The 18,944-nt window shown below is 41.1% G+C and carries 14 protein-coding genes; 2 read left to right on the plus strand and 12 right to left on the minus strand.

All coding sequences use genetic code 11. The annotated features are described in order from the left end of the window. Position 1: 1 nt before the first annotated feature. From LKE23_RS04070 to LKE23_RS04080, 3 genes are all read right to left on the minus strand, one after another. Positions 2-439, minus strand: a complete 438-nt coding sequence (locus tag LKE23_RS04070; RefSeq protein ID WP_291978190.1) for a hypothetical protein — start codon at positions 437-439, stop codon at positions 2-4. A gap of 80 nt (positions 440-519) precedes the next feature. After that, on the minus strand, positions 520-1,650 hold the full coding sequence (locus tag LKE23_RS04075; protein WP_291976173.1) for an IS30 family transposase: 1,131 nt from the start codon (positions 1,648-1,650) through the stop codon (positions 520-522). Between the two features lie 191 nt (positions 1,651-1,841). Continuing rightward, positions 1,842-3,458 (minus strand): hypothetical protein, encoded by a 1,617-nt coding sequence (locus LKE23_RS04080; protein WP_291978191.1) that lies wholly within the window; start codon positions 3,456-3,458, stop codon positions 1,842-1,844. A gap of 201 nt (positions 3,459-3,659) precedes the next feature. Between LKE23_RS04080 and LKE23_RS04085 the strand changes: the two genes are divergently transcribed. Further along, positions 3,660-4,790: an IS30 family transposase gene (locus LKE23_RS04085; RefSeq protein ID WP_291976173.1), complete on the plus strand. Its 1,131-nt coding sequence runs from the start codon at positions 3,660-3,662 to the stop codon at positions 4,788-4,790. A gap of 121 nt (positions 4,791-4,911) precedes the next feature. Here LKE23_RS04085 and LKE23_RS04090 read toward each other — a convergent pair whose 3' ends face one another. The 9 genes from LKE23_RS04090 to LKE23_RS04130 all read right to left on the minus strand — a co-directional run bounded on the left by LKE23_RS04090 (position 4,912) and on the right by LKE23_RS04130 (position 16,543). Next, positions 4,912-6,405 (minus strand): BCCT family transporter, encoded by a 1,494-nt coding sequence (locus tag LKE23_RS04090; RefSeq protein WP_291978192.1) that lies wholly within the window; start codon positions 6,403-6,405, stop codon positions 4,912-4,914. Between the two features lie 5 nt (positions 6,406-6,410). Beyond that, positions 6,411-7,118, minus strand: a complete 708-nt coding sequence (locus LKE23_RS04095; protein ID WP_291978193.1) for an NTP transferase domain-containing protein — start codon at positions 7,116-7,118, stop codon at positions 6,411-6,413. Then, positions 7,105-8,859: a phosphotransferase gene (locus LKE23_RS04100; protein WP_291978194.1), complete on the minus strand. Its 1,755-nt coding sequence runs from the start codon at positions 8,857-8,859 to the stop codon at positions 7,105-7,107. The genes LKE23_RS04095 and LKE23_RS04100 overlap by 14 nt, the downstream gene beginning before the upstream one ends. 158 nt (positions 8,860-9,017) lie before the next feature. Next, positions 9,018-10,130, minus strand: a complete 1,113-nt coding sequence (locus LKE23_RS04105) for a glycosyltransferase (RefSeq protein WP_291978195.1) — start codon at positions 10,128-10,130, stop codon at positions 9,018-9,020. Between the two features lie 11 nt (positions 10,131-10,141). Then, a complete protein-coding gene (locus LKE23_RS04110; RefSeq protein ID WP_291978196.1) occupies positions 10,142-11,002 on the minus strand; it encodes a beta-1,6-N-acetylglucosaminyltransferase in 861 nt (286 codons plus the stop codon). A gap of 17 nt (positions 11,003-11,019) precedes the next feature. Further along, positions 11,020-11,823 (minus strand): LicD family protein, encoded by an 804-nt coding sequence (locus tag LKE23_RS04115; RefSeq protein WP_291978197.1) that lies wholly within the window; start codon positions 11,821-11,823, stop codon positions 11,020-11,022. A gap of 84 nt (positions 11,824-11,907) precedes the next feature. Continuing rightward, on the minus strand, positions 11,908-12,909 hold the full coding sequence (locus LKE23_RS04120; RefSeq protein ID WP_291978332.1) for an acyltransferase family protein: 1,002 nt from the start codon (positions 12,907-12,909) through the stop codon (positions 11,908-11,910). A 30-nt stretch (positions 12,910-12,939) separates the two neighbouring features. Continuing rightward, on the minus strand, positions 12,940-13,938 hold the full coding sequence (locus tag LKE23_RS04125) for a beta-1,6-galactofuranosyltransferase (protein WP_291978200.1): 999 nt from the start codon (positions 13,936-13,938) through the stop codon (positions 12,940-12,942). 208 nt (positions 13,939-14,146) lie between these two features. After that, a complete protein-coding gene (locus tag LKE23_RS04130) occupies positions 14,147-16,543 on the minus strand; it encodes a C39 family peptidase (protein WP_291978201.1) in 2,397 nt (798 codons plus the stop codon). Between the two features lie 178 nt (positions 16,544-16,721). On the opposite strand from LKE23_RS04130, the gene LKE23_RS04135 reads away from it, so the two are divergent. After that, positions 16,722-18,905: a GH25 family lysozyme gene (locus LKE23_RS04135; RefSeq protein ID WP_291978202.1), complete on the plus strand. Its 2,184-nt coding sequence runs from the start codon at positions 16,722-16,724 to the stop codon at positions 18,903-18,905. Positions 18,906-18,944 lie beyond the last annotated feature (39 nt).

An 18,944-nucleotide genomic window follows, 5' to 3' on the forward strand; every position in this document is an offset into this window, starting at 1 on the left:
ACTAATCCTTTATTGCCTTATGTCTAATATTTCCATAACCAATCCCACTAAGTAATACCATCAACGGTAAGAATTGAATAAGATATCTACTTCGACCTGATTCAAAAATCAATAAGAAGGCAAAGAAGCCGACAATCGCATATTTTAAGAATTGTGAATCATAATCAGAATTCTCAAAAGTAAAAAGAAGACAGATTAATACAATTATCCAGCACGCTTGAATTACTATTGCAAAAAGTTCTTGATATTTTCTGGCAACACCATCATTGTCTAAAAATAATTTTCTAGTGAGTAAGTATTGGCTCCCACTAAAACTATTGCTTCGTATAAACTCTCCTTCTTTTCCCCAGTTAAAACTACTATCTTCCGTATTAGCAACTTGTTTCCTTACTAAAAACAATTGATACTTTAGAGGGCCCATGTTATTAAACCTTTTCATCCATATTCTCTTATCAGATTTCAATCGATTTTTAGGATCTTTTATCTTCCTAAATTTCAAGAATAAGTTAGCCACTGGACTCAAATAAATAATACTGACCAATTGATTATTGGTTGATGGAGCTGTGATATCTCTTGGTAGAAGGCCTTACGATAGATATCCATTGACGAATGTCCATTAAACATAGCTCGTGGATAGTGATTCATCCAATCATTAGTCGCTATGATCTGAGCACTACTATAGTTATTTATAGCTTCACCTTTGGTAATCTCCTTGCGGAGAAACCGGTTATTGATCTCATTGGATCCACGTTCCCAAGGGGAATACGGATCAGCATAGAAAACATGATCGTGAACTTGTGTTAACTCACTAAATTCTGAACCGTTGTCAGAGGTTATTGTCTTAAAAATGCGATAGTAAGCATCTGTGCCCATTTTCTGGCGCAAATTTATAAAGAACTGATTTACTGCATGCGCAGTTTTACCAGCAATTTTACTCGTGATATTAACTCGTGAAAGGCGATCAGTCATTACTAGTACAACACTGTCATTACCGTTTTTCTGTCCCTGAACTGTATCCAGTTCCCAATGGCCAATTTCGGACCGTTGGTCCGCAGTTTGAGGTCGTTGAGCAATATTAGGCCCTAAGCACCTTTTAGCTTGCGGATGAGTTTGATGATGCTTACGTTTAGGTTTTTCAAAGAGGTCTAAATTGGACGTACGAAGCACACCCTCATTAATCCATTGATATAAAGTTACAACCGACTTTGGGATCAGGGTGCCATCATTCATTAAATCTCGAGCCTTATAAATAACCGCTTGTGGGGAGTAATGGTGGTCGTCAAACTCACCAAGCATTAGCTGATCAGCTAATCGTAAAAATTGCTTTGAAGAATAATATAAGCGACGACGACCAGAATGGCGGTGATGTTCAAGATATGTGGCCTGACCAGCTTCATAACTATAGATGTAGTAAGAATATTCGTAAATCTTACCATTAGATTTTTGACGACGAAGTTGGCGGACCGTACCACGGTTGAGCTCGTTATTAATTGTTTGATGATTAACTCCTAATTGGCGACCAATTGCGCGATTGGAAAGTCCTTGCGACTTTAAAGTCGCAATCATCACACGTTCTTCTTTAGTAAGATGAGCATTCTTTTTATGAGTAGTCAATAAAATAGTAGACATGGTATCATTTAAGTGCGTCATTTGACGGACATCCTTTCATATAGGTTTGGTTCACTTAATATGATACCTGATGTCACGCCGAATGGCGTTTTTTATTTACCACCAACTGGGTGGCTAACTTCATTCTATAATCTACCAATGTAATCTTTTTTTCATTCGTTTCTCCCATATTCAATTTCTATATCTACCAATTTTTTCATTAAACTTTCTCTTTAAAAATTATCTACTTTAATACCTTTCTTATATCTAGCAATCACACCGAAAGCAAACAATGTTAAAAGGGATACTAATGATATAGTTCTTGCAACAATAAATAAATGTGGCGTGATAAATTCAATTTTAGCTTTTATAACATTTGAATTTTGCATAGCTCTAAATTGAACACACGAAGACTGATTAACCTTTATTTTTGTCCTTTTGCCATTTACATATAATTTATAATCGTTCTCATTGTAAATTAGGAACGGTAGTTCAATCTGCATTCCCTTTTTTATTTGTCCCTGGTTCAAAGTAAATGTTGCACTTTGATAACCTGATTTTATTTTATTCCGATTTAGTTTAAATTTTTTGTCTCCAATCACTACGTAGTGTTCATATATTGAGTTCAAATCTTTCTTTGATTTTTGAGGTACATAATCAGCAAATCGAGCACTATATGATTGGCTCCTGTTTTTAGACAGAACACTAGTATAATTTTGTGAGTTAATAAATGTTCCCCATGGATTTTCCTTATCACTGATACTAGATGCTACATGGTACTGACTATTTTCAGTAATTTTTAACTGCGATTGTGCACCCAATACCAGGGTTAATGAGAGCAAAGCAACAACCAGATAGCTGTACCGGCTATTAAAATTACATTCAAATACACTAGTTAGATACAATGATAAAAACAACGTACCGAAGATTAGCAGGCGCCACGGGAACTGAAGCATATCAACTGGAGTACCGCTCAATAATTTCCAAGGGAATAGATTCGTAGAAAGAATCGTAAAAAGCCATCCTAATAAAAAATAACTTTTCGTAAGGGACTTCTGTCCTCGGTAGCTTACTATTCCCAAAAGAAGTGTAAGTACTAATACTAACCCAATATTATGATCACCCCATTGTGTTGAGTTTGATAGTGAGTAACTGATTAATTTGGAAAAAGTCAGACTATAGTTAGACAACTGGGAAATCGAGGGAGTTACAATCCCAGCCTTTGACATATGTAGTATTGGGACAAAAATAGCTAGACAAGTTATAAAGTAGATTAATGCAGCCAGCAGTACTGCAAGAATAACCTTTCTTTTTTCTTTTTGAATACTTAAACTTACCAGATAAAAGATAAACAGCATAACCACCGTTGTGACAGGAGTCAGAATATGACAGTAAGTCTGTAATGTTAAGCCAATTGTCATATTTAAAATACCGTTAATATATTCATTCTTTACGGTAATAAGGTATAAGCCGCAAAAAGTTAACGGAAGGAATACTAATGCCCAGCTTTCCCCAATATCCATTCTCATGAAATCGTTGTAACAGACATATGAACTAAGCCTAAACACAATTGCAAAAACGAAAGCGCGACGTTCTATCCCATCAAAAATTTTCATTCCTGCATAAAAAGCTATTATTAATCCCAAGAATTGTTCCAAAAAGATTAAAAGATAGAGTGATAAGATAGGTGATTTAACTATTATCCTTAAAATGGCATATAAACATAAAATAAAGGAAGGATAAAAGCTATTAATAGCCTGTCCTATTCTCAAAAAGCTATACGTAGAAACATATGCAGGGAACAAATGTCCGCTTTTCATATCCTCGTAAGCTTCTTCTAATCTTTCCAAATGAAATATTCTATCATCGGCTACGTACAACTGTTTTGTTTTAAGAAAAAGAAAAATATATATAAACGATACAAGAAAGAAAAATGGTAGATTATAGAATGAAGTTAGCCACCCAGTTGGTGGTAAATAAAAAACGCCATTCGGCGTGACATCAGGTATCATATTAAGTGAACCAAACCTATATGAAAGGATGTCCGTCAAATGACGCACTTAAATGATACCATGTCTACTATTTTATTGACTACTCATAAAAAGAATGCTCATCTTACTAAAGAAGAACGTGTGATGATTGCGACTTTAAAGTCGCAAGGACTTTCCAATCGCGCAATTGGTCGCCAATTAGGAGTTAATCATCAAACAATTAATAACGAGCTCAACCGTGGTACGGTCCGCCAACTTCGTCGTCAAAAATCTAATGGTAAGATTTACGAATATTCTTACTACATCTATAGTTATGAAGCTGGTCAGGCCACATATCTTGAACATCACCGCCATTCTGGTCGTCGTCGCTTATATTATTCTTCAAAGCAATTTTTACGATTAGCTGATCAGCTAATGCTTGGTGAGTTTGACGACCACCATTACTCCCCACAAGCGGTTATTTATAAGGCTCGAGATTTAATGAATGATGGCACCCTGATCCCAAAGTCGGTTGTAACTTTATATCAATGGATTAATGAGGGTGTGCTTCGTACGTCCAATTTAGACCTCTTTGAAAAACCTAAACGTAAGCATCATCAAACTCATCCGCAAGCTAAAAGGTGCTTAGGGCCTAATATTGCTCAACGACCTCAAACTGCGGACCAACGGTCCGAAATTGGCCATTGGGAACTGGATACAGTTCAGGGACAGAAAAACGGTAATGACAGTGTTGTACTAGTAATGACTGATCGCCTTTCACGAGTTAATATCACGAGTAAAATTGCTGGTAAAACTGCGCATGCAGTAAATCAGTTCTTTATAAATTTGCGCCAGAAAATGGGCACAGATGCTTACTATCGCATTTTTAAGACAATAACCTCTGACAACGGTTCAGAATTTAGTGAGTTAACACAAGTTCACGATCATGTTTTCTATGCTGATCCGTATTCCCCTTGGGAACGTGGATCCAATGAGATCAATAACCGGTTTCTCCGCAAGGAGATTACCAAAGGTGAAGCTATAAATAACTATAGTAGTGCTCAGATCATAGCGACTAATGATTGGATGAATCACTATCCACGAGCTATGTTTAATGGACATTCGTCAATGGATATCTATCGTAAGGCCTTCTACCAAGAGATATCACAGCTCCATCAACCAATAATCAATTGGTCAGTATTATTTATTTGAGTCCAGTGGCTAACTTATTCTTGAAATTTAGGAAGAAAGAAAAATAACAAAATCAGAATTTTTTTTACAAGTTGTTCATTATTTTTCTTTTTTAATAAATCTGACATAATATCTCCCTGTCTTATTCTCCCCGTACAAGATTATGTAAGAAGCTAATCACAATCAATACCATCACAATCATCGTTGGAAAAGCCGCGATAATCGCGACCGATTGAATGTTGTACATCGTGCTGTCATTAATCAGTAGCGATAATGGCAAGACAATAAAGACAACCGCCCAAAAGCCCCGCAGAATTCGGCTGGGTTCCTCGTTAATTGCCAGATGGTGGTATGAGTATTTGGAAATCACCATCGTAATCGAATCAAAGACCGTCGAATACAGGCCGATCATCGCAACTGCCAGTAGCACTAGGGCTATCCGGTACTGTGGCAGTGTCTCCATGATTTTTAGGATTACCTGTGAATAAGTAGCACCATTTTGCAGGTCAGCCAGCGCGTTCACCAGATGATTGATTTGCCGCGAGATTCCGAAGTTGCTCAGGACGATAAAGGAAAGGTAGGTTCCGCCGAGCCCCCAGGCAAATCCTCTCAGCACCACGTCCTTAATCGTCCGTCCCTTGCTGATGCTGCCAATAAAGAACGGGGTAGCCACGCACCACACGATCCAGTACGACCAGTAATAGATCGTCCACTTTTGCGTAAAGCCCTGACTTCGCGTCGTCGTCGCCATCCCCACGAAATTCTGTAAGAGATTCCCCGTAGCTTGCACGCCAGAATCAATAATAAAGCTAAACTCGCCACTGAACAATAGGACGTATACCATTAGTCCAATGAAAAAGGTATAGCAAATAGTGCTCAAGCGTGACATCACCTTCATCCCCAGCACGGATGCAATGAGGTAAATAGACACCACGACCACCATCAGAAGAAGCGACAGGGTCTTAACATTCGTTACGCCAATCAGATTGCCAACCGTCGTCGCCAATAAAGGCATCGACATTGAGAAGGTAGTCGCTGTCGCCGCAATCAGGGCAAAGATGGCTACCAGGTCAATTATTTTACCGACCCAGCCATCAATCCGCCTTCCCAGCAACGGCCGGCACGCCTCCGAAAACTTTTGTCGCTTGTTTTTCGTGACGTAAAGCATGTAGCCAAAGGCAACCGCCAGGACAATGTAGAACGACCAAACGATTGGCCCCCAGTGGAAAAGCGAATAGGTCAGCGACCATTCCATCACGTCAGATTTTGCCTTAATAAACGGCTCCTGGGCGTACATAGTCCACTCACTGAGCGAATAAAAGATAATGTCCGCCGACATCGTTGACGTAAAGACCATCATCCCCCACCGCAAATTGGAGTATTCTGGCTGATCATTGTCAGCGCCCAGCTTTACCTTTCCATAACGGGAGAAGGCAAAGTAAAAGCTGCTGCATAGGAAAAAGATGGCAATCAGGATGTAAGCGAAGGTGAAATGCTGGTCCAAGCCCCCGCGAATTGCCGAAAGGATTCGGTGAGACTGCTTCGGCGATCGATCAAAAAGAAAGCTGAGGCTAAATACTCCCAGTATTGGGATAATGATCAATGGCCAATCAATTTTTCTCGTATGATTTTTCAATGCTGTTATCCTTTCAGACGCCGCTCAACTTCCTTTAGTTGATCTAGGCTGTCAATCTCGATGATATCGTTTCTCTTAATTGGCATCATCGCAAGTTCAAACTGGTCAAAGTACTTAAACATAGCAACGTCGTCCCAGTACAGATCATAGTGATGGAGGTCCTCAAATTCGTGGGTAAGCAGTCGTTTCAGTCGCTCACTATCTACTGCACGCCACTTGGACAGGCTGTAGAGCCGCCACCCCTGATCGTCACCATCGCGGCTGCAGGAAATGATTTTATTCTCATCATCGACGTGCATAATCCATTCGTCAGACCATTGATTGATTTTTACTCCGGCATAACCTGAATGTTCAAAATGACGGTCTAAGATCTGAGGATTGGTGATCACTTGGTCACCATCTAAAATCACCGTGTTCTTCAATTCGTTCCGGGCAACGTAAAGCGAGGAGATGTTGTTGTACTGATCATAGTATGGATTGTTGATCAACTTTAATCCCGCATACTTGTCAGTCAAGTAGCTAAAATGTTCCCCGAGGTAGCCAATGACAACCGTGATGTCTTTGATGCCGTTCTGATGCAAGCCATCAATCACCGACTCAATCATCGGCTTCCCGTTAACTTCAATCAGGGGCTTTGGCGTCTGGTAAGTCAGCGGACGCATCCGGGTTCCCTTTCCCGCCGCCATAATAATGGCATTATCAATTAGTGGCATCTTTCTCTCCTTTTAAGTAGCTAAGAACCTTGCGGCTGTACTCCTTCGCGTATCGATACTGGGCAAGCGAATATTCGCCAAAGTCCAGGCCCAGTGACTGCTTATACTCACACCAGTTGCTCCACAAGAGCCCACAAATGGCAATGTAAGCATAGATCTTGTAGCGAACCTGCTGGCTGATGGCATGACCGAAGTAGGCATCGATTAGGCGGTCAACCTGTTTTTGATCATACATTGCATAGATGGCAAACATTGCGATATCGACGTGGGCATCCTGCATTCCGGCATACTCCCAGTCGATCAAATACAGATCCTCTTGATCATCAAAGACGAAGTTATCTGGATTGGCGTCAATGTGGCAGAGCGTCCACTCCTTGTCCTGGCGATCGATGAACTTTCGCAAACGCATAATATTGGCGTGCACCTGGTCGTAGTCGCGGTAGGCAGATGCACCGTTGCGCAACTGTTCATAAAGCGCAATCTGCTTATACAGGTTAAATTCATGGTTAACCTGTAGATGGCTGGCGTGCATCTTCTTCAGGAGTTGCATACACCGACCAACCTCTTCCCAATTATTAGCATCACAGTTATGTGAATGCTCGATGAAGCGGGTTAATTTGTACCCATTCTCTGGATTCAAGTATAGTGTTTGCTCTACATATGGCAGATCCTTCACCTGCTGGTAAACGTCATATTCACCCTGGCGGTCAATTAGCTTTGCCGTGCCGGCACCGGGGATTCGCATAATGTAATGCCGATCGTGACACTCAAAGATGAAGGAGCGATTAGTCATCCCCTTCTTCAGCACGCGAATATTGTGAATTTCATCGTTGGAGACGTTCAATGCCTTTGTAATGACATCAATCGCGTCGTTTTTCAAGTGGTCAGAACTGCCATCCAGATCACGGAGCTCCTCGTAGGAGTTAATTTCCGCGTATCGATCGCTAGAAATCAGTTTACCACTGAGAGCAAACCGGTTACCTTGAATCAAAGCCGACTCCCAGAATTCGCTGAGGCCTTCGTGCTTGTCAACACGTTGGTTTAAGCGATCGGCAAGGCGGTCAGCGTCTTCTTGGTTAAGGTAGGCAACCCCGATCATTCTATTTCCGGGTTGCTTCGTCCTTACAACCCGATTCTTGGCGTTTACCCGCCACATGGACTGGTCTGTCGTTTGAGTGCTGAATGAGTACCAGGATTCATCTTCAATGCTCGAGAATGGATTGTCCTTAAACCAGACATCCGACGGTACCACATAGCCATTTGCAAACTGACTTTTTGCCAGGTAGAGTGAATATAAATTATTCCAATCGGAGTAGTGGGAATTAACAAGGAGCTTAACGTTGTACTTGTCGATCAAGTATTCATAGTGCTCCTTCATGAAACCGACAACGACTTGAATATCGTTAACATTGATGGCACGAAGCTGCTTGATAAGCCGTTCAATCAGAGGCTCACCCTGCACCTCTAGCAGTCCCTTTGGCTCCTCGGTGTTAATTGGAACCATCCGCATCCCGTAGCCAGCAGCTAGGATCACCGCACGTTGGGGATGGTGAGTGTCGATATATTTTTTGCCCTGCAAGCTTACCTGACTGCTCTCGTCTAACAGGCCCTGCTTCTTCAACTCGTCCAGGGACTGGTTAATTTTGCCGAGTGAAAAGTTTGTCTCAGCAGCTAAAGTTCGCTGGGTGCTCTGTGGCTTTTGGGCCTTGAGCTTGAATACTTTAAGTAATTGACTGTTCATAAAATTAAGCTCCTTGTATTTCTTGAACATTTGTATTTTACCACTTACTGGCTGGGCTAACAATCCCATTCATCTCCCTAACATAAAAAGCCTTCTTAGTATCACTGCTCCACTTTGATACTTAAGAAGGCACTATGTTTTTATGAAATTTTTTCTTCTTATACTAATAACTGCTGAAGTTTCTCGGACTGAAAATCAACACTAAATTCTTGTAAAGCTGGGTCTAAATGGTTCCGATCTGGAGAATGATCTAGCATTGTTGCTAACTCTTTTCCCCAACTTATCGGATCCAAATTATTCATCTTTTTAATATTTTTGGTAGCAAAAATCTTCTCTATATTGGTATTCGATGCTAACACGGGCAAATTGCTGATTTGGGCTTCCAGAGCAACTAAACCAAATCCTTCATATTTGCTTGGAAACAGGAAGGCATCCATGGCAGAATACCACTCATTAACATTAGGAGCAAAATCGATTTGAATCACATCATCAGCTAATCCCAATTCTTTGATTCTATTATCAATGCTTTCTTTTAGCGGCCCCTTCCCTAACATTACAAACTTACTATCCGAATTAATTTCATGGTACTTTGCAAAAACTTCTAAAGCAAAAAGTGGATTTTTCCGCTCCTGCAAAACGCCCACAAAGCCAATTAGTTTGATCTGATCAGCTAAGTCAAGCCTATTTCGAATATGCGAACGCTTCTGCTTATCATATTGAAACTTAGGAAGGTCAAGCCCATTCACACTAATGTAAACATCTTTTGTATTTTCTTCACCAAACATCCAAGACGCGGCTTCATCGGATGTTGCCACCTTGACATTGGCATAATGATTAAAAATTTTCTTACCATTGTTATTCAACGCGGTTAATGCTCTCATCAGAACTGGATTAGAAAATTCATGACTGAAATACGCGTTATGGGAATGGCAAACAATAGTTGGAACGTGCCCATAACGTTTAGCATAAACCACTGGTAAGTAATTCCAGGAAGAGGAGTAATTGAAATAGGCGATGTCATAGCTATGCTGCTTAAAGTATTGCTTCCACCAACGCCAGTGCTCAACTGGATTTTTCGTAACTGGAATCACTCGGTGTAAAGGCCACCCAAGCTCAGTACACTTTTTATCCGTATATTGACTAGGATCCTGTCCATAGCCAACTGCTTGAATCTTAAACTGCTCAGCCGGAAAGCGGCTAAATACGTTGAAAATCACCTGAGTTAATCCACTGCCGCTAATGAAGTCGCCAACAATCAGTAGTTTTTTCATTCCTAACTCCCCTACGGTAATAATTCCTTTAGCTTATCCGAATATGGACTTTCAAATTTACGGCCAAACATTGCATCACTTTGTTTGATTTCATCATAGTAGCGTTCATCCAATATTGCGGGAAAACTGTTATGAACGTGTTCCCACTTAACAAAGCGGTAATAGTTGTCAACTAATCTCGATTTATATTGTGGGGCATTGCAAATTATTGTTTGTACCCAAAATTCGTCAGAAAAGCAGCCAGTTTGCAACATTTTGCGGAGATTAGCATGGTGGTCAAAGTAATCAAGACAATATTCCACAACATCACGCGGTAAATCACACCAATTAGCACCACTATAAATTTCTAAATCGATCTCTAACCGCCTAAATTTATTAACACCTAAAATAGTCTGTGCCCATGTGCTTAACCGATTATAGACTTTCCCAAAGAATGAACGTCGATTAATAAGATCATAGTGGTAATAAAATTGCTGCCAGTGAATAATGTTGTCATGACCCTTATGATAGTCCTTAGCTTTGTAATAACGTAGGTAGATTTTATTATTATTTTCAAAAAAATCATAAATTGAAGATACTGGTTTGAGTGGCCAGTCTTGACCTGAAATTAGATGAACGTAGGTAATGTTTGGATCTTCCATTGCCTTTTTCATCAACTCAACCGCAGCTTGACCAATTGACCATCCTCCCCAGTGAACACTGATTTTGGAAAAGAATTGCACCCCTATTTTCCGCAATTCTTCCTTTTGCTGGTCAGTAACCATTGCTTTTTTGTCAAAATGAATAATGACCTTAAAAGTTGGGGAAAGCTTTTGAGAAAGCTCAACCACCTGGTCAATATCTTTATGAGCAATAATTAATACTGCTTGCATCTTACCCACCATCCTATCTACCTTAGCCAAGCCGTCAAGCGATGATCAACTCGTTTGCTCTTTGGTGGAATGGCCATGTAATCAATTCCATAAAGCATCGTTAAATATTTGTCCCAGCAAGCCATTGTTTCAAACTTGTGACCCTCGAAACTCATTGTTGTTGATTGGAAATATTCTTTAACTGATAATGTTTCTTTGCCAAACTCTCCCCACAAAACATCACCAATCCAACCTGTTTGTCTGTAATCATATGTTTGAGCCAATTTATTTAATCGTTTATTTGCCCGTTTTAATCCATATATCTTGGCAAGTGGGATTATCAGTGGCTTAACGAGCTTTTTGACAAGCGTTCGTCCATTTGCCTTTGCAAAACTTAGCATTTGAACTTCACGAACAAAAGTAACTCTTCGATAAAGCCTCTTTTGCTTGTTGACGTCAGCCGGAAGTCCATCCATTGGGAAAACATCAATCCATAAATAATCGGCCTCGTCATTTTCAAATTCTTGACTCATCTTTGTTTCTAAATCAACAATTTTAATAAAAGGGTAACTGGAATTTTCAAAACGAAAATCAACAATCTTGTAATGCCCATTGAACGTATCGCCCTTTTTCGCAATCCGCATTAATTTCTCGTAGCTTACTCGATCTAGGCAGGTATCAATGTCATCATCCCATGGAATAAAGCCTCCATGCCGCACGGCTCCTAATAAAGTCCCCGCGCATAAATACGGATTTAATCCGTTTTGATGGCAAAAATCATAAAAATTCAAGAGAATGTCTAATAATCGTTGTCGTATATCTTGACGTGATAATTGTTTCATAATTAATTCCTTCTATTTTTACTTTTCTCCCTACAGCTTACCAATAGCAAAAACAACTTTTCCCACTGAAAGGATTCAAAATATTTAATTACTTTCAATAAATCTCGCTAATTTTGAGCTCAATACAGAACATAGTTTGAGTCCACCAAATTTACGCTCAATAATCAAGTATATCTGGTCAATAGCAACTGTTACTATAAGCAACAATAAAGCTGATAATATGCCAGCAATCACTAGATTAAAATGTGCCTCTGCTCTAAACATCAGGTTCCCCCACAATACAGGTACAACCAGCGGATGAGTTGTTATCAAATATGTTGCAAATACTGACATAGCAAGTCTATTAATGATTGGACTAAAGAAACTCTTCGATCTAACGATAATGGGGAAAAGAGCGGCCGCACTAACATATGGTAATGCCCCATAAGTCACCATCTGATTTTTAAAAAAGTATATGGAAATGTACTGTATACTAAGTCCCAGCAAAAACACGGAAATAAACAGCCAAATTGAAAAATCTTTCAAATAAATTCTTGTATATCCAGCAAACATATAGGACGCAATCATTATTCCAATATTTAGGTACCCTCCAAATGGTGTAAATCCAACATACAAAGGCATAACACCACTAATAAATACCAAAACAATAATAGAGGCAATTATTTGTCTCGGACTTAAATGGATCAAAACCTGATTCAAAACTGGTACTAGTATCATTAAAAGAATGAAATCAGTGATAAACCAGTACTCATTAAAAGATACTGGTAATAATGCACTTAGTATATTCCAAATATTTAATTTGCTAATCTTGAATACAACAAAAATTAGCAGTATCAACCACGAATAAAATATGGTCCTTAACCATATTCTTGAAACTCTAAAAAAAGTTTTCTCTATGGTTGGTCTTTGCTTACATAGAAAGTATCCAGAAATCATAACAAAGATGTCTGTTCCTATTTCTCCATATGGTTGAAAAATCATAGTATGAAAATTTCTTACAGTTCCAGTACCCCATATAGAAATATGACTAAGAATTATTAAAAACATTGCGATGATTCGCCATAGTTCGAATTTTGAATCTCTCATTTAATTTCCTCACTCTTCCCAAGCTAAAAGCTAAATTTGAGTTAAATGTTGAAAGGCATCTTTAATATAGTAACCCTGGCGAATTTTTTTGCCAACATTAATTGCATTTTTCTTCATAATTGCAAACTCATCTTGCGAAATAGAAGCCAATAAATTATCAAGATCCCCAAGCCTGCTAATGGTTTTACCAACTCCATTATTTACTACAAAGTCTGCAATAGCTGCTTGTTCCCAAACAATAATTGGCAAGCCACTACTTAAATATAACGATGCTTTGTGAGGGGCATTATATCTAAGATATTGGCCGTAGTTACCCGCACACGTATCAACCGATACACCATCCCAGATTAAGCCAAAGTTATAATCAAGATGAGCAGGTAATTCAGTTGGCGTGTACTCCCCTTCATATATAACATTCACAGGTAATTTTTTATCGCAATTTGGCCCAAAAACATGCAATTGATTTTCAATTTTTAATTTGGTTAGAAATTCTGATTTAGTTAAATTACCTGCATAGCAAATCGATGATCGGTAACTATAATCGGTATTAAAGTCCTGAACATTATGATAATCCCATATTTTTAAGGAAACAATTGGAGCTTGTACCCCTTCTTGAGTCAAGAGACTCTTCATCTTGTCATTTAATGCTATAAGTCCGTCTGCTTGATCAAGAAATCGGATCTCTTCTTTGCGTTTTTTTTCATGATCAGCATCATTATGAAAACGTAATACCTCCAGATCATGGATCAGCAAAAAGGTTTTAAGACTTTTGTTATGCTTAGCAGCGTTCAACCATAATCTTCGCAATAATGGTTTCCCAGACGGATACTGAATTAATAGATTTCCATTGAGTGATGACAATCTATACTTTGCAGTTAAAGAGGCATATACTTTACCCCAATTATTGTAAGGGGTATCAATGGCTTTCACGCCATCCTGTGTTAAAAAGTAAACTGTATCCTGTTTTGCTTTGCTTCCACCAGTATTCTTCTCACTATCATGCCATGCTAATACATAATTATTAGACATTTTTATTTTCTCCTCATTCTAAGTTGTGTCTAACTCAATTAATATTTCTTACTTAAACTTTCATATATTAAAAATGAAGGCTGATTCTAAAATTATATCAGTTTATATATTTACCAACAACACATACTATATTCTGCTTTTATGATCTTAAAAGTAAAGGAAGCTAAAGCGAACCCTTTAGCTTCCTAATTCAAAAAATATTTATTGGTTAGTTAACAGTAATAGCTTGTCCAGCATATTCACGTGCAAATTGAGCTGTTGTAATCCAAGCCATAGCACCATAATCAAAACTGTTTCTACCAGAGGAATGACTACCAGACCAGCCATAACATGGATCGTAAACTCTAAGCCAACCATTCCGATATCCAACAATCACCTTGCAGTGGTTCCTATGAGCAAAGCTTGACTCAAATTGTGAATAACCATAATACTCAACTGGTCGACCAGAATTAACCACATTTATAATATCCTGAACAGAGCTACCCGAGATATTAGTGACTGATGAATCAAAATGTCTTGCTAAGTCAACAAGAGAGTTAGGCTGAATTACTATACTGAATCCTGCACCTGTATAGATATTTCCACCCTGTCTCTGCTGTAGCAGCGCCAAAGCATAAGGAATATTTATGTATTCTTTAGGGCTTAACAACATGGCTAGTGAGAATACAGAACAGCCTTCTGCTACCCATGGAGAGCCAAACTGTCCATACCACTTAGGGAACCAAAGTCGTCCAGAATTATCTGCATGATAAGTCCATCCATTAACGTTTACCCATCTGTTCGAATACATGTATGCATTTGTCGGATCAAAATAATATTCAATTCCATTAATTACATTGTAGCCTTCATCAGCCCATGCATTCGTTGGATCAAAGTAATACCAGTAACCATTTATATTTCGCCAGCCAGTTAGTGCCCAGGCATTTTGATTATCAAAGTAATACCAGAAGCCGTTAGGTGATTTAAACCATCCCGTTATTGCCCAGGCGTTTGTTGGATCCAGGTAGAACCAATTACCAGCATTTGACTTAAACCAACCGGTGTTTGCCCAGGTATTTACTGGGTCAAAGTGGTACCAATGACCATTAATCTTTTGCCAGTCCTTTAAGGCCCAGGCATTTTGATCATCAAAGTAGTACCAGAAGCCATTAGCTGACTTAAACCAACCGGTCTTGGCAGAACCGTCATTATTAAAGTAGAACCAGTTAGCTGCTGGTGATTTATACCAGCCAATATTCGCGGCACCTTCATTGCCAAAGTGATACCACTTATTGTTAATCTTCTTCCATTCATTTGCAATAAAGCGCTGTGCTGCCTTATTGAAATAGTAGACATGGTTGGCAATCGTGTTCAAACCATCGATCAGATTGCTTGTGTCGATATCACCCGTCGTTGAGTTAAAGGTATAGGTCTTGCCATTAGCGGTAAGTTGGTTTTCCCGCACACCATTACTCTCATTGTAGTACTTCAGAAGGCCATTCGTATCCAGAACCATTCCCTTGATTTGGTGACCAGAAGTGGTGTCAAAGTAGTAGTGGCTTCCGTTAATCACCGTGTCGCCAGTTGCCATCTGACCGTTCTCAGGATCGAAGTAGTACTCACTGCCGTTCAAATTCTGCCAACCGGTGTAGGCCGCACCGTTACCCTGCAGGCCGTACCAGTGACCGTTGATGTACTGCCAGCCGGTCTTCATTGCCCCGTAGGTACCGTCGTGCTTCTCGTTTAAGTAGTACAGACTCTGGCCGACCTTCTGGAAGCCAACCAGCATCTTGCCGTGATCGTTCGGGTCAAAGTAGTACCAGTTGCCATCAATCTTTTGCCAACCGGTGTCCGCCCAGGTCTGAGTTGTATCGAAGTGGTACCAGCTATTGTTCAATACCTGCCAACCACGCAACGTCCAGGCGTTAGTTGGGTCGGCGTAGTACCAACTGCCCGACGTGGTATCGAACCAGCCGGTCTTAGCCTTGCCGTCGTTGTCGAAGTAGTACCAGTTGCCCGCTTGGGATTCAAACCAACCAGTGTGAGCAGCACCGTTGCTTTCGAAGTAGTACCAACTGTTGTTGACGTTTTGCCAACCAGTCTGCATTGCTCCGTATGTACCATTATTTTGCCGGTCATTCAGGTAGTAAGTATTATTGTTAATCTTCTGAATGCCGGTCTCCATAGCTGAGTTCTGCTCATTCATGTAGAACCAGTCATTGCCAACCTTTTGCCAGCCGGTCTGGGCACTGCCATCCTTGAACTGGTACCAGTTGTTATTAGCACTCTGCCAACCGTTCAGGGTCTGGCCACTGTTGTTCTTCCAAACGGCATTGCCGGACTGATCCTGCTGCTTGGTGTAGCCATTGATATTCTCTGGAACACTGTCCTTGTCAGTTGAGGTCGTTGCACTCGTATCAGTGTTTGCCTTAGCAATCGTGACCGTCGTGCCTTCCTCGCTTACTGGTGACTGGACGGTTTGGACCTGGGTGGTCTGAACGTCATCCGCAGCAGTTGAGACCTGGTCGGCATTAGCACTGGTAGTGGCAACCGCAATCCCCATCGCAGCGACTAATGCCGTCACCCAGAGCTTACCGGCCTTATAAAGCTTCACATGATTCTTCATTACTCTATCCTTCCCAAAAGTTTTTATTCTGTAATCTAACCGTTATGATACTCCGATTTTCGTGCTTTGAAAATATTAACTTAAGGGATTCTTCACAGTTTCTTCAACAAGTTATTAAAAGAACTTAAATAGATGTTGATATAGTAGTATTTGACTTATCTACATTAGGAGGATTAATGTGAATCATCACAAACACATCTATTTAGCATCTACTCTAGCATTACTCACCTTTTCCGCCCTTACCTTCGCTGATAATGCTTCGGCTCAGGCGGATATTAACACTAATTCTCAAGCAACCATCACTGCTTCTGCAAGCAGCAGTGACGCTAATAATTCAGCAAATTCAGAGCAAATCGCATCTACCAGCGCCGAGGCAGCAACAATCGTTACCAGCACGGCCGACACTGCTTCATCAGCAAGTCAACAGTCCACTCCCGCGATCTCATCGGCTGCCCAAAGCACGGTCGTTAATTCAGCAACGAGTACTCCATCTCCATCTGCTTCGGCCAGTGATCAAGCGCGGGTTGCAGCAGCATATACTGTTTCAAAGGCTGCCGCCCAAACCGCATACGACGGTACACCGATCATTAATATCGGTGATTCCCAGTACCCACGGGTAGACGCAGTCGATATCTCCGCCTATCAGGCCGCACTGACTTACGACAATTTCGTTACACTAAAGAATCGCGGGGTCAAGACGATCATCGTCAAGCTTACGGAAGGAACCAGCTACACGAACCAGTACGCCTGGCAACAGATCAGTAACGCTCGTAAAGCCGGCCTGAATATCCAGGTCTACCACTACGCCCACTTCGGTAGCTACAGTGCAGCTGTCAGTGAAGCTAACCACCTGGCCGATGTCATGAGCTCCCTTGGACTGGCGGCCACAACCCGAATCTACGCGGATATGGAAGACAGTACAACTAAATATTCAGGCGTTGCCAGTGATCTAAACGGCTTCTGGGCCCAGTTAAACAACCGTGGCTACACCAACCACGCCGTCTACGCCTCGCTTTCTTACGATGCCACCTACAACGTCAGTTCTACGGTCGGCAAGAGCAAGACCTGGATTGCCCAATACCTTTACAGCCCCTCTTCTAGCAATTTAATAAATCAGAGCTATGGTGCCTGGCAATTTAATGCGCACGGGACAATTCCTGGCTATAGCGGTGAGCTTGACCTCTCAATCGATTATCAAAATTTGCTCACCGATACTGGCCAGTGGAGCTACACCAATGGCAAATGGTACTACAGTGTCGGGAGTCAAAATGATACCGGATGGGAAAAGATTAATGGAAAATGGTATTATTTCAATTCTAATGGCGCCGCACAGACCGGTTGGTTCAAATCTGGCGCTGGTAACTGGTACTACTTTGACCAGAACAACGCCTGGGCACTAACTGGCTGGCAAAAGATTAACGGCAATTGGTACTATTTCGATAATCAGAACGCCTGGGCCTTAAAGGGCTGGCAATCCATCAACAATCACTGGTACTACTTCGACCCAACCAACACTTGGGCCGACAAGGGCTGGTTCAAATCCGGGGCTGGCAATTGGTATTACTTCGACTGGAACAACGCTTGGGCGCTTACTGGCTGGCAGGGTATCAATGGCAACTGGTACTACTTTGATCCGACTAATGCCTGGGCACTGACTGGCTGGCAGTACATGTATGACAATTGGCTCTACTTTGATCCGACCAATGCCTGGCAGGACAAGGGCTGGGCGAAGATCGACGGCCGCTGGTTCTACTTTGACAACAAGGGCCACATGCTGAAGGGCCTGCAGACCATTAACGGTAAGATTTACGACCTGCAGACCGAGCATGACGGCCACTTCGGCGCCATGAAGACCGGCTGGCAGAAGATCAATGGTTTCTGGTACTACTTCAATGGCGGTGGCGACGCGGCGATTGGCTGGTTCCGCTCCGGTGCTGGCAACTGGTTCTACTTCGACAACAATGGCCAAGCACTGACCAGTTGGCGGGAAATCAACAACCGTTGGTACTACTTTGATCCAACCAATGCCTGGGCACTACGAGGCTGGCAATACATGTACAACAACTGGTACTACTTCGATCCCGTTAATGCTTGGCAATACAAGGGGTGGACAAAGATCAACGATCAGTGGTTCTACCTTGATGACAAGGGGCAACTAAAATCCGGTCTGCAGACCATTGATGGCAAGATTTACTACCTAAACCCCAATCATGACGGTTCCTACGGTGCCATGAAGACTGGTTGGCAAACCATCGACGGTCACCAGTACTACTTCGACAGCAATGGTCAGGCAATGACCGGCTCGCTGTACATCGGCGGCAAGCTCTATATATTTGATAACACTACTGGACAATTGAAATGATAAACAAAATCAGCTTATTGCCGTTTAATTGACAATAAG

This window comes from Limosilactobacillus sp. (assembly GCF_022482365.1).
Classification (GTDB): Bacteria; Bacillota; Bacilli; order Lactobacillales; family Lactobacillaceae; genus Limosilactobacillus.